13 protein-coding genes and 1 pseudogene are annotated in these 12,691 nt (G+C 36.5%); 3 read left to right on the forward strand and 11 right to left on the reverse strand.

Annotation, left to right across the window (positions count from 1 at the left end; translation table 11 throughout):
* Positions 1 to 4 precede the first annotated feature (4 nt).
* The 4 genes from AAG068_RS20730 to argC are packed head-to-tail and all read right to left on the reverse strand — an operon-like array spanning position 5 to position 4,212.
* Positions 5 to 1,165 carry an acetylornithine transaminase gene (locus AAG068_RS20730; RefSeq protein ID WP_342715674.1) on the reverse strand — a complete coding sequence of 387 codons (1,161 nt, stop codon included), beginning with the start codon at positions 1,163 to 1,165 and terminating at the stop codon, positions 5 to 7.
* The gene (argB, locus tag AAG068_RS20735) at positions 1,162 to 1,929 is read right to left on the reverse strand and encodes an acetylglutamate kinase (RefSeq protein WP_342715675.1); all 768 of its coding nucleotides are present in this window, start codon (positions 1,927 to 1,929) and stop codon (positions 1,162 to 1,164) included. Before argB ends, AAG068_RS20730 begins: the two co-directional genes overlap by 4 nt.
* An 11-nt stretch (positions 1,930 to 1,940) precedes the next feature.
* On the reverse strand, positions 1,941 to 3,164 hold the full coding sequence (gene argJ, locus AAG068_RS20740) for a bifunctional glutamate N-acetyltransferase/amino-acid acetyltransferase ArgJ (protein ID WP_342715676.1): 1,224 nt from the start codon (positions 3,162 to 3,164) through the stop codon (positions 1,941 to 1,943).
* Positions 3,165 to 3,174: 10 nt separating this feature from the next.
* Positions 3,175 to 4,212: an N-acetyl-gamma-glutamyl-phosphate reductase gene (argC, locus tag AAG068_RS20745; RefSeq protein ID WP_342715677.1), complete on the reverse strand. Its 1,038-nt coding sequence runs from the start codon at positions 4,210 to 4,212 to the stop codon at positions 3,175 to 3,177.
* A 224-nt stretch (positions 4,213 to 4,436) separates the two neighbouring features.
* Between argC and AAG068_RS20750 the strand changes: the two genes are divergently transcribed.
* Positions 4,437 to 4,622 carry a YqzH family protein gene (locus AAG068_RS20750; RefSeq protein ID WP_342715678.1) on the forward strand — a complete coding sequence of 62 codons (186 nt, stop codon included), beginning with the start codon at positions 4,437 to 4,439 and terminating at the stop codon, positions 4,620 to 4,622.
* 29 nt (positions 4,623 to 4,651) lie between these two features.
* On the opposite strand, the gene AAG068_RS20755 is transcribed toward AAG068_RS20750, so the two are convergent.
* On the reverse strand, positions 4,652 to 5,446 hold the full coding sequence (locus AAG068_RS20755; protein WP_342719796.1) for an SDR family NAD(P)-dependent oxidoreductase: 795 nt from the start codon (positions 5,444 to 5,446) through the stop codon (positions 4,652 to 4,654).
* 9 nt (positions 5,447 to 5,455) lie between these two features.
* Positions 5,456 to 6,409: an MBL fold metallo-hydrolase gene (locus AAG068_RS20760; protein ID WP_342715679.1), complete on the reverse strand. Its 954-nt coding sequence runs from the start codon at positions 6,407 to 6,409 to the stop codon at positions 5,456 to 5,458.
* Between the two features lie 165 nt (positions 6,410 to 6,574).
* Here AAG068_RS20760 and proI point away from each other — a divergent pair, with 165 nt between their 5' ends.
* Positions 6,575 to 7,414, forward strand: a complete 840-nt coding sequence (gene proI, locus AAG068_RS20765; protein ID WP_342715680.1) for a pyrroline-5-carboxylate reductase ProI — start codon at positions 6,575 to 6,577, stop codon at positions 7,412 to 7,414.
* Between the two features lie 51 nt (positions 7,415 to 7,465).
* Here the strand turns inward: proI and sdaAA are convergent, their stop codons facing one another.
* From sdaAA to rnz, 4 genes and pseudogenes are all read right to left on the reverse strand, one after another.
* Positions 7,466 to 8,344 (reverse strand): L-serine ammonia-lyase, iron-sulfur-dependent, subunit alpha, encoded by an 879-nt coding sequence (gene sdaAA, locus AAG068_RS20770; RefSeq protein ID WP_000489463.1) that lies wholly within the window; start codon positions 8,342 to 8,344, stop codon positions 7,466 to 7,468.
* 18 nt (positions 8,345 to 8,362) lie between these two features.
* Positions 8,363 to 9,022 carry an L-serine ammonia-lyase, iron-sulfur-dependent subunit beta gene (gene sdaAB, locus AAG068_RS20775; RefSeq protein ID WP_306183787.1) on the reverse strand — a complete coding sequence of 220 codons (660 nt, stop codon included), beginning with the start codon at positions 9,020 to 9,022 and terminating at the stop codon, positions 8,363 to 8,365.
* Between the two features lie 79 nt (positions 9,023 to 9,101).
* Positions 9,102 to 9,296: pseudogene (locus AAG068_RS20780) on the reverse strand (hypothetical protein); the annotation flags it as partial.
* A gap of 429 nt (positions 9,297 to 9,725) precedes the next feature.
* Positions 9,726 to 10,649 (reverse strand): ribonuclease Z, encoded by a 924-nt coding sequence (gene rnz / locus AAG068_RS20785; protein WP_342715681.1) that lies wholly within the window; start codon positions 10,647 to 10,649, stop codon positions 9,726 to 9,728.
* A 189-nt stretch (positions 10,650 to 10,838) separates the two neighbouring features.
* Here rnz and AAG068_RS20790 point away from each other — a divergent pair, with 189 nt between their 5' ends.
* Positions 10,839 to 11,090: a DUF3932 family protein gene (locus AAG068_RS20790; protein WP_097950618.1), complete on the forward strand. Its 252-nt coding sequence runs from the start codon at positions 10,839 to 10,841 to the stop codon at positions 11,088 to 11,090.
* A 257-nt stretch (positions 11,091 to 11,347) separates the two neighbouring features.
* Here the strand turns inward: AAG068_RS20790 and AAG068_RS20795 are convergent, their stop codons facing one another.
* Positions 11,348 to 12,586 (reverse strand): DNA polymerase IV, encoded by a 1,239-nt coding sequence (locus tag AAG068_RS20795; RefSeq protein ID WP_342715682.1) that lies wholly within the window; start codon positions 12,584 to 12,586, stop codon positions 11,348 to 11,350.
* Positions 12,587 to 12,691: the final 105 nt, after the last annotated feature.

Raw genomic sequence — 12,691 nt, forward strand, 5'->3', positions numbered from 1 at the left:
CCCCTTATATAATTGATACGTTTTTTGTACAAACTACTTTTTTTATCATATATACTGCCTGTTCTAACTCTTCATTCGTCACAATAAGTGGTGGTAATAGTCTTATAACAGTAGGTCCTGCTTGTAATACGAGAAGCCCTTCTTTCTCTAGTTGTTCTATAAAACTTGAAACCTCATGCGTACACTCAATTCCAATCATAAGCCCCTTACCACGTATATTTTGAATACATTCGACATGTCGTAATTCCTCTTGCAACTTCTGTAATACGTACTCGCCCTTTTCCTTTACTTCTTTTAAAAACAATGGTTTCTTAGTTATTTGCAATACTTCTTTCGCTGCAGCCATTGCAATATAATTTCCACCAAACGTTGAACCGTGTGATCCTGCAGGAAACGATGTTCCAAGTTCTTTCCGGCCAATCATTGCTCCAACTGGAATACCATTTCCAAGCGCCTTAGCGGTAGTAATGATATGAGGATGTATTCCCATTTGTTCGTAAGCAAATAATGTCCCAGTTCTTCCAATTCCAGTTTGTACTTCATCTATAATAAATAGGGAACCGGACTTCTTACATAATGTTTCAATCTCTTTCAAAAAGGCTAGATTAGCAGGTACTACTCCTCCCTCACCTTGAACAACTTCTACCATTACTGCCGCAACTTCTTCATTCATTACCTCTTTCAATGCCTTAATATCATTAAAAGGAATATGTAAAAAAGATGGAAGTAATGGACCAAATCCTTCTTTCACTTTATTTTGCCCCGTCGCACTCATCGTTCCGAATGTTCTACCGTGAAAAGACTGCTTGCATGTTACGACGAGAGACTTTTCAGTATGCTTACGGGCTAACTTCAAAGCTGCTTCATTGGCCTCTGCCCCGCTATTACAGAAGAACACATAATCTAATGCAATATTTTCTGTTAATAATGACGCGACTTCTTCTTGTAAGCTGTTTGTAAACAGGTTAGATATATGCCATATTTCATGCAGTTGCTCTTGTACAGCTTTCATAACAGTAAGATGACAATGTCCTAAATTACATACACCGATTCCTGATGTGAAATCTAAATATTGCTTACTGTTATTATCAATGACTTTCGTTCCCTTTCCCTTTACAAACTCAATCTTTCTTCTCCCATACGTTTGAAAAAGATGACTTGTCATGCAATACTCACGCCCCTCGTTACCGTCGTTCCGATACACTCACCTGTAATCTCAGTAAAATCCTTCGTCCCATTTACGATACTAACCTTTTGCACTCCCATTTTTAACGATACTAGTGCTGCCTGTACTTTCGGAATCATCCCACCGGTAATAACACCGTTTTCTATAAAATTAACAATCTCAAATTCGTCGGCTTTCTTTACTAACTTCCCTTCATGTAATACCCCATCTACATCTGTAATAAAAATGAGTTCTTTTGCAGATAATGCGGCCGCAATTCCAGCTGCGGCGGTATCTGCATTTATGTTATAAATCTCATTATCATTTATGCCGACCGGAGCAATAACAGGAATATAATTCATATTTATTAATCCTTTTAGTAAGTCCGTTTCGACATAACTTACTTCTCCCACATACCCTATCTCCTCACTGACAGGTTGAACTTGAAGTAACTTGCCATCACACCCTGAGCAACCTACCGCAAGTAAATTATGCCTTTGCAACTTCATTACAAAATTTTTATTCGTACTTCCGCATAGCACCATTTGAACAATATCCATAACTTCTTTTGGTGTTACTCGTAATCCATCTCTTTTTTCTACTTTGATGTTACAATCTTTTAATTGGGCATCAATTTCTGGGCCACCGCCATGGACAATTACTACTTTATACTTCTGTTGCAATTTCTTTATGCAATCAAAAAACACATCATTTAATTGATTCAACATACTACCGCCGCATTTCACTACAATATAATCGCTCATCTTCCCCCTCCTTATGTACGATAACAAGCGTTTATTTTCACATATTCATAGCTTAAGTCACAGCCCCAAGCTAATCCTGTCTCTTCTCCTAAATGTAAATACACATCAATCATAATTTCATGTTCTTTTAATTTCATTTTCATTTCCTCTTCAGAAAACATTTGAGGTTCACTATTTTTCAGCACCGCAATAGATTGAAGAGTAATATCAATTGTATTTGGGTTAATCGCGACTTCACTTTGTCCAATACTGCTAATAATTCGCCCCCAGTTTGGATCTTCACCATGTATTGCTGTTTTCACAAGGCTCGAACCGACTATTTGCTTTGCAATTTTCTTTGCCTCTTCATTCGTTCGAGCTCCTAACACATTTACTTCTATTAACTTCGTAGCGCCCTCACCATCTTGTGCGATTTTTTTCGCTAAATCTTCACATACCTTCTGTAAAGCAAATACGAAAGTTTCCCAATCTACATGTTCCATATTGATTGGTTTCGTTTCTGATAATCCACTTGCCATAACGATGACCATATCATTCGTAGAAGTATCTCCATCTACCGTAATTTGATTGAATGTATGATTCGTGATTTGTGATAATGCTGTTTGTAATACGTCATGCTCTATATGGGCGTCTGTCGTAATAAAACTTAGCATCGTCGCCATATTTGGATGAATCATCCCTGAACCTTTCGCAACACCAGCAATCGTCACTTTCTTCCCATCAATCATCATCTCATAGCAAGTTTCTTTCGTTATAAGATCCGTCGTTAAGATTGCTTCAGAAAAAGAATGAGCTTCACTTTCTTCCTTCATCGGGATAAGAGTTGCAATTCCCTTTCGGATGATATCCATCGGTAAAGGGACACCAATTACACCTGTTGAAGCAACTGCAACGTAATTTTCTTTCACCCCAAAATGTTCCGCTCCTAATGCACGCATCTCGTAAGCATCTTGTAACCCTTTCGTTCCTGTACAAGCATTTGCATTTCCACTATTGACGATAATAGCTTGTAATTTCCCTTCAGCCGCTATACTTTCTTTCGTTACTTGCAAGGGAGCTGCTTGTATTTGATTCGTTGTATAAACGGCGGCACATGATGCTGGCACTTCACAAATGATTACACCTAAATCCTTTTTGTCTTTTTTCAAACCATTTGCAGTACCGACTGCCGAAAAACCTTTTGGCGTTACAATTGAACCATTATCTAATTTTGTAATAGACTCTACTTTAATCATCATGTCCCCCTTATAAATAAAGCGGCATATGTTGTAAACCTGTTGTTTCTTCTAGTCCCGCTACTATATTTGCATTTTGAATCGCTTGCCCAGCCGCACCTTTCATCATATTGTCTATAACAGAAACGACTGTCACTCTTCCGGTTCTTTCATCGCAGGCTATCCCCATATCACAATAATTTGAGCCCCTCACTTCTTTCGGACTTGGAAACTCTCCTTGCGTACGAATTCGAATGAAAGGAGATTGCTCATACGTTTCTTCATATAATTTTTGAAGTTGTTCTATTTCCATTTCTCGTTTTACTTTCGCATAAAGTGTAACCATAATCCCCCGTGATATCGGTATTAAATGTGTACTAAACGTGATTGGCTTCGTTTCCCTATTCCACTCCGCGAGCATTTGCTCGATCTCAGGAACGTGTTGATGCTCATTTACTTTATAAATACGCAGGTTATCGTATAACTCAGGAAAGTGAGTCATTGTCGTTGGCGTTTTGCCTGCTCCAGATACTCCTGATTTCGCATCAATAATTATGGAATCCTCTTCAATTATGCCGTTACGGACTAATGGCAATACCGCTAATAATGCAGCTGTAGCAAAGCATCCTGGGTTTGCAATTAAATCTGCATTTTGAATCTCGGACCTTTTCCATTCACTTAACCCATATACAGCTTTACTAAGAACTGCTTCTTTTGCAGCTGTCCTTTTGTACCACCGTTCATATATAAAAGGGTCTTTCATACGAAAGTCTCCAGATAGGTCAATTACTTTTAAACCTACTGCTAATAATTTTGGAGTTAGCTCTGCTGATACTCCTGCTGGGGTTGCCAAAAATACAATTTCTGCTTCTTTCACTATTTCCTCCGCATCAATTTCTTGTAACGTATGAACAAGAACATTTTGAAAATGCGGATATACATTTGTTATACACTCACCAACTTGCGAAAAAGAATGAAGAGATGCTATCGAAAAATATGGATGTTGCTCTAATAACCGAATTAACTCAATACCTCCATACCCAGTTGCTCCAATAATCGCGACTTTCATATGCTCCTCCTCATATCAATTCTTTAAATTAAGTATGATTATAATATTGTATATTTATAGAGTCAATTAAATATTTATAAATTTTACAAAGTTAAAAAACTTAATTTTACTAGAAAAACAATATATACAACAGAATGTTTATACATAAATATTGTATAGTAGTTTTTTCATTTCACTTCAAGTACAATAAAACAATACATGTATACATACAGGCGGGGAAAAACATGAATGAGAAATTAATTGACAAAATGATTATAAAAAGTTTTCAGCAATATCAATGTAATCCTATGTCAAATGAGGATCAGGAAATGCTTATTAAACATATTCAAACGATAATTCATTCAAATACTGAAATTGATGTATACGAGGCAGTTGAGGATATCGTTTACGATTATGTAACTGGAAAATAAAAAATAGGAGATTTCCAAATGGAAATCTCCTATTTTTTACTTAATGATTTGCCTGCAATACGCTCAAATAAACCTGGGAATAGAGCATACAGCTTCGGACCAATGCCCATCCACTTCGGTAAGTTTACTTCACGCTTTTTCGTTTGCATCGATTTTACGATTTGCCCTGCTACATATGTTGGTTTTAACATGTATCGTCCCATATTTTTCACATATGTACCGGATTGATCAGCTATTTCAAAAAAGTTCGTATCGATTGGACCTGGATTAATTGCTGTTACGAAAATATTTGTACTAGATAACTCCATGCGTAAACTATTCGTAAATCCTAATACTGCATGTTTCGTCGCTGCATACGCACTCGATTTCGGAGTTGCAATTTTCCCAGCAAGCGAAGCAATATTAATAATGTGCCCTTCGTTTCTTTTCACCATGTAAGGTAGTACTGCTTTCGTACAGGCTACTAATCCAAATACATTTACTTGGAACATATCTTTCACTTCATCCATTGACGCATCTTCAAACGTTTTAAAAATACCAAATCCCGCATTGTTTACTAATATATCAATACGTCCCACTTCTTGTAATACCTTTGAAAAAACAGATTGTACTTCCGTCTCTTCACTTACATCTAATACATAATAGTAGCAAGGCGTATTATAAGTTTCTTTAATTTTTTCTGCTAATGCTTTTAATTTCTCTTCTGTTCTAGCCATTAATACTGGAGTTGCCCCTTGTTCTGCAACTTGCATTGCAACTTGCTCTCCAATTCCACTAGAAGCACCTGTAATGACGATTACCTCATTGTGTAAACGTCCCGTCATTGCTGTCACCTACTTTGCATAATAAATCAATTGTTGCGAAGATTCATCAATCATCACTTGTTGATTATATGCTAAAAAGTCTAATTGTCCAACCGTTTCTGAAATAGTAAGTGGCAATTGCTCCTTATATAATACTGGAAATAGTTTTACACATACTTCAAATGCTGTCATTGGTTTTTCCTTTAATAACTCAAGCACTTTAAACGCACGTGTTTCTTGCTTTTGTAATCTCGTTTCAATAAGTTGTTTCACATTTAGAACATCTTCTCCATGTCCTGATAAAATGCGCGAAATATTCATTTCACTTAAACGCTTTAACGTTTGATTATATTGCAATAATGGGCGTGCCCTTTCTGTTTGTCCTTCATATGGTGGTTCTAATATTGGATTCGAAGAAATATGACTAATGAGAGCATCCCCACCAATTAATATTCCATCAGATTCTCTATATAATGAAATATGAGTGGAAGCATGACCTGGTGTTTCAATCACTGTAAAACCAGGCATTGAATCAATACGATCTCCCTCTCTCACAGTATGCGTTAACGATCTATTACAAGAATATTTCAGTGTCCTTGTCGTCAATAACGCCTCGTCTTTCAAAAATGCTGCTGGAACACCAAATTGTAAAGCCGTCTCTCTAAAAAACTCATGGTATCGCTTTAAAAATTCTGGATTTTGCGTGATCCAAGGCTCATTCCAAGGGTGTCCAATAATGTTCGTCTTCTCAGAAAATATATTTAAAAGCCCACAATGATCCGCATGATGGTGCGTAATGACTACTGTTTCAATATCTTCTATCATATATCCTAATGTACCTAATTGACTTTCTAACGCATTTCTTGCCTCTTCTGTATTAGTCCCTGTATCAATTAATGTTAATGTCTCCCCCTCAACTAAAAACACATTCACAGTTTCAACTGCAAATGGCACAGGAATCTCCATTCGGTGAATCGCCTTCATGCTTAGCCCCCCTGTCTCTTTCCGGTTCAAAAATGAATACTTCTTCAGTTTACAACTTCCTCATATATTTGTCATTATTTTCAGATAAAAAGAGGTGTTTCCTAGAAAAAAACGAATGTATGTACATTTATAAGAATTTCTAACCAAAATTAAAGGAGGAACATCATGTCTATTCAAAACATTTCCTTTCTCGGTGCGGGCTCTATTGCTGAAGCGATTATTGGTGGCTTGTTACATGCAAATGTTGTGAAAGGCGAACAAATTACTGTAAGCAATCGTTCTAACGAGACAAGATTACAGGAACTACATAACAAATACGGTGTCAAAGGTACACATAATAAAAAAGAACTACTTACTAATACAAATATTCTTTTTCTAGCAATGAAGCCAAAAGATGTTGCAGAAGCCCTTACCCCTTTTAAAGAAGACATACATAATAACCTGCTTATTATTTCGTTATTAGCAGGTGTTTCTACTCATTCAATTAGAAATCTACTTCAAAAGGACGTTCCGATTATTCGTGCAATGCCAAATACATCTGCAGCTATTTTAAAATCAGCTACTGCTATCTCACCTTCAAAACATGCAACAGCGGAACATATTCAAACTGCGATAGCTTTATTTGAAACGATCGGTCTCGTCTCTGTTGTAGAGGAAGAAGATATGCATGCTGTCACTGCATTATCCGGAAGTGGGCCTGCTTATATTTATTACGTAGTAGAAGCGATGGAAGAAGCTGCAAAAAAAATCGGTTTAAAAGAAGATGTTGCAAAGTCACTTATTCTTCAAACGATGATTGGTGCTGCTGAAATGCTAAAAGCAAGTGAAAAACACCCATCTATTTTGCGAAAGGAAATTACCTCTCCTGGTGGAACGACCGAAGCGGGCATTGAAGTATTACAAGAACACCAATTTCAACAAGCGCTTATTTCTTGTATTACACAGGCTACACAACGATCACATAATCTTGGGAAAACGTTAGAACAACTAACAAAAGAAAAATAAAAAATGGAGCTCAATCTTACTTGAGCTCCATTTTTTATAAAAATATATTGTTTAGTTATTTGTCTTCCCAAAAATCTCTTCTTGCAGACGGCGACCAGTCGGTGTTGCTGCAAGTCCCCCTTCAGCTGTTTCACGAAGTGCTACTGGCATCGTTTGTCCGATTCTAAACATCGCCTCAATTACTTCATCACATGGAATGGTACTCGTTACACCAGCTAATGCTAAATCAGCTGAAATCATCGCATTTGCAGCTCCTGCTGCATTACGTTTTACGCAAGGTACTTCTACAAGTCCTGCAACAGGATCGCATACTAAACCAAGCATGTTCTTTAATGAAATTGCCATCGCTGTAGCTGCTTGCTCTTGTGTTCCACCAGCCATTTCAACTGCAGCTGCAGCTGCCATTCCACTTGCTGAACCAACTTCAGCTTGGCATCCTCCCGCTGCACCAGAAATACAAGCGTTATTGGCAACAACCATACCGAAAGCTCCCGCTGTAAATAAGAATTCAATCATTTCTTCACGTGTAGGCTGCAATTTTTCTCTTAGTGCAAATAGTACACCTGGCACTGTTCCAGCAGACCCTGCTGTTGGTGTTGCACAAATAATTCCCATCGCTGCGTTTACTTCATTTGTTGCAACAGCTTTACTCACTGCGTCCAAAATCGTATCTCCAGATAAGCCTTTTCCACTCTTCATATACGCCTGGACTTTTACAGCATCTCCACCAGTTAAACCAGTTGGTGATTTCACACCGCGAATACCACGTTCTACTGCTTGCTCCATCACGACTAAGTTCTTTTCCATACCAGCAATTACTTCTTCACGTGAAATACTTCTTGTTTCCATTTCACATTGAATCATAATTTCTGCGATTTTTACATTTTGTTCTTTAGCTTGCGCCACTAGTTCCGCTGCGTTCCGAAACATGGTGTGTCCCCCCTGCAATTATTCCATAATAGTTACTTGACAAATATTTTGTTGCGCTTTTATTTCTTCAATCACTTCATCTGCTAATATTTCATCTGTTTCGATGACCATAAGCGCTCTTCTTCCTTTTTCTTTACGAGAAACACTCATTGTACTAATGTTAATCTCGTGTTTCGCAAGGATTGAAGCTACTGCTGCAATAGCACCGAAGCGATCGTTATTTACAATAAGTAGTGCTGGACTCGTGCCTGATAATTGAAGATCGAATCCGTTTAATTCTACAACTTCAATTTTACCGCCACCAATTGAGCAAGCAACAACTTCAATTTCTTCTTCACCTTTATACAAACGAATTCTCGCTGTATTTGGGTGAGGTGCATTTGCATCTTCTTCAATGAATTCCACTTCAATTTCGCGCTCTTTTGCTATGTCTAGCGCCTCTGGAATACGTAAATCATCTGTTTCAAACCCTAATATCCCACCTATTAGCGCTACATCTGTACCATGCCCACGATACGTCTTTGCAAATGATCCATATAATGAAATGCTTACTCTTTCTGGTTCATGACGAAACAGCTGGCGAGCAACTTGCCCCATTCTTGCTGCGCCTGCTGTATGTGAACTTGATGGACCAATCATAACTGGACCAATAATATCAAATACTGAGCGATACTTCATCATAACTCCCCCTAAACCTCTATGAAAAAATTTTTTACTATTCTATTAAGCTACCAAATCGGTTGCTTTTCCAGTTGTACTACGAATTTGTTCCGCTATACGAATTGGATCGTTTTTGAATAACACTGAAACAATCTATCCTGAAATAATACTAGTTGTAATAATAAATAAGAAACTTAGCATTACCTTCATTTAAAAATAATATAAGCTAATCCACAATAAAGTCTGGTAGCAATCCAAAGTTTAACACAGAACCACTTACAAGGATAGCATAATCAGTGGGAGTTTTGTCCATTCCCAATGATTATTAACCCACAACAATCGTGCTTTTACGGGCAGTTATCTCTCGCCTAAATTCCTCGCATTCGCGAATTTTGAGGTAGAGTCTCACTGTCCGCAAATAGCGGGATAAATTATAATCTGCCCTCATTATAACTTGTTTTTAATAAAACGCTTACTTTTAATGAATTTTAAAAGTTCTGAATAAAAATCCATTTTTGCTATTTGTATCACTCGTATGTCGTCTGACTTATATAACAGTTTTTCTAAATAATCGATACTATGTATTTTTATCCTATATCTTCACATCATTAAAACTTTCTGTTTCATCTAATATAAGCATAAAATGATAACAGTTTTATTTTAATTTTTTTTAGAAATAAAAAAATGGCGACCTCTCGTCACCATTTTTTTTATACCATTATTATCTTTCTACTGGAAATGATTTTAAATCCGTAGCTATTTCTGTATTAGAAAATAGTTCCCTTGCCTCTTTCAATAATTCCTTATACGTATCACCTTGGTAACGAGAACTAATATGAGTCAATATTAATCGTTTTGCATTTGCCTGAAGCGCAATACTCGCAGCTTGTTTAGATGTGGAGTGAAAATAATCATACGCTTGTTGTTCATCTTCTGCTGCGAAAGTTGCTTCATGAATAAGTACATCAGCGTCTTGCGCCAGCTCTCTACTCGCTTCACAATATCTTGTATCACCTAAAATGGTAATAATTCTTCCCTTTTGAGGTGGACCGATAAAATCTTTTCCATTTAGTATCGTACCATTTTCTAATTCAACTACTTCTCCATCTTTTAAACGTTTAAAGAGTGGACCTGGTTTCACACCCATCTCCAGCAATTTATCGACTAAAAGGGCGCCTTGTATATCTTTCTCTATAATACGATATCCAAAGCATTCAATACCATGTGACAATCTTTTCGTTTCCACATGAAATTCATTATCCTCAAACACAGTACCTTCTTCTGTTATCTCAACAATTTCAAGTGGGTATTTTACATGTGTCGTACTTACTGATAATGCCACTTCAATAAATTGTTTAATTCCTTTTGGTCCATACACGGTTAAAGGTGTATTCCCTCCTTGAAACGAACGGCTTCCTAATAAACCGGGCAATCCAAAAATATGATCACCATGTAAATGCGTAATAAATATTTTTTCAATGCGGCGTGGACGTACTGATGTATGTAATATTTGATGTTGCGTCGCCTCGCCACAATCAAATAACCAAGTCTGTCCTCGTTCTTCTAACAATTGCAAAGCAATTGCTGAAACATTCCTTCCTTTCGAAGGAACACCTGCACCAGTTCCTAAAAATACAAATTCCACTTTCTTTCCTCCAGCTCTTTATATAATCTACCTTTCATCTTACGGAATGTTATTTCAAATGGCAAATCGAATTTACATAACCAATCATCTAGACAACTATATATCACGAACGTTATAATTAAAAAACTTAGAAATCGTTCGTGTTTTATGTTAAAATGATTATACTACATTTTAAGGGAGCGTTTTATTATGAAAGAAGCATTTCGTTTACAAACTGATTTTTCATCTTCATTTGATCGCTGGGTAAGTTCTTTCGTGTCTGATCACCCAGCACAATTAGAATGGACGACTTTGAAAGAATTAATCCATGAATATACAACAACACACACAAATGATTCGTTACCAACATATATTTCTTCAGCTTTAACCTATTACGCACAACGCGTTTCAACAACAAATAGTTCAGAAATTGTTATTTTTGAAAATCATACAATCTCTTAATCTATCATAAAAAGCACTGGTTACAGTGCTTTTTTATTTATACTTATTTAGTAAATCTCCATATCCCGTCCAAAAATTTTTATACATACTTTAATCAAACTCATCTAAAATTATCTTTTCACTTGATTTATTCAATAACTCTTTTGCTTGTAGTAAAAAAGAAACAATTTGTTTTCTATAAAAACTTTATAGTAAAAATTTCATAATTAATTTTAAAAATAAAAGGTGTCATGATATTTACAGCTTCATGACACCTTCTACATAAATTTATTTTCTAATTTTTGTTGAAAAGACTTTTCTTGCTTACGTAATAGTTGACTACCTCGCTGTAAAATCGGCATTCCATATTTATCATTAATTTGATCGATGACAGCTAGTAGCGGCTCTTCTTTCGCATCTTCTTCAAATGAAAATAAATCTAATTGTTTCACCGATTCTGTCTTCCACTCTATTTCAGTAGCTGTAACACCTAGTAAACGAACGGAATCACCATCCCAATGTTGCTTCCATAAACGAGATGCTGCCTGAAAAATATCTCGTTCTTCCCAAATGGCATTTTTCAATTGCTTACTCCGCGTTACCGTCCGCCTATCATGATATTTAATCATAATTTGAATATTATAGCTGACAAGAGTTCGCTTTTGTAATCTTTTACTCACTGATTTTGATAGCCGTTCTAACATATCAAGTAATTCTTTCTCTTCATCCATATCCTTTGAAAAAGTCATCGAGTTACCAACGCTTTTATGTTGTCCCATTTGACTCGGATCAACTTCCCTATCATCCATACCTTTTGCCCGCCGCTTTAAATCAACACCATGCTTTCCAATTTTAGCGCGAATGATATGCTCGTTTCCTTTTGCTAACTGCTCAATTGTTTGTATATGAATATCATTTAATTTTTCAGCTGTTTTTTCTCCAATTCCATGCATCGCTCCAACCGGAAGTGGCCAAATCATTTCTGGAATATCTCGTTTTCGAAGCACAGTAATACCGAGAGGCTTTTTCATATCAGAAGCTGTTTTTGCTAGGAAAAGGTTTGGAGCAATTCCAATGCTACAGGGTAGCTGTAACTCTGTTAATAATGCTTGTTGAATCATCTTTGCTATTTCAAGAGGCGAACCGAGTGCGTAGCAATCTGTAATATCTAAATATCCCTCATCTATAGAGACTGGTTGTATTTTTTCCGTAAAACGAGAAAGGATTTGAAACATTTGAAATGAAGCTTCACGATATAATGTAAAATTAGGGCGCCTTACAACTAATTGCGGGCATAACCTTTTTGCTTCCCAAAGAGGCATCGTTGTACGTATTCCATATTCTCTCGCCTCATAACTACATGTTATAATAATTCCTTTTCTTTCTTTTTCATTTCCAGCAACCGCTAACGGCTTTCCTTGTAATGATGGGTCATGAGCAATTTCAACAGATGCGAAAAAACAATTCATATCTACATGTAAAATAACACGACCCTTTTTCGGATACATTTCTCGCATAGTACTCACCCCCTCCAAAGAACATTTGTTCCTTCATTATACCAAATTCATGCACAATATAATAATTACTTATTCTTTTTATCCTTATTTTTGCTATACTTAATA

Origin of the sequence: Bacillus paramycoides (assembly GCF_038971285.1) — a bacterium.
In the GTDB taxonomy this organism is placed as follows: domain Bacteria; phylum Bacillota; class Bacilli; order Bacillales; family Bacillaceae_G; genus Bacillus_A.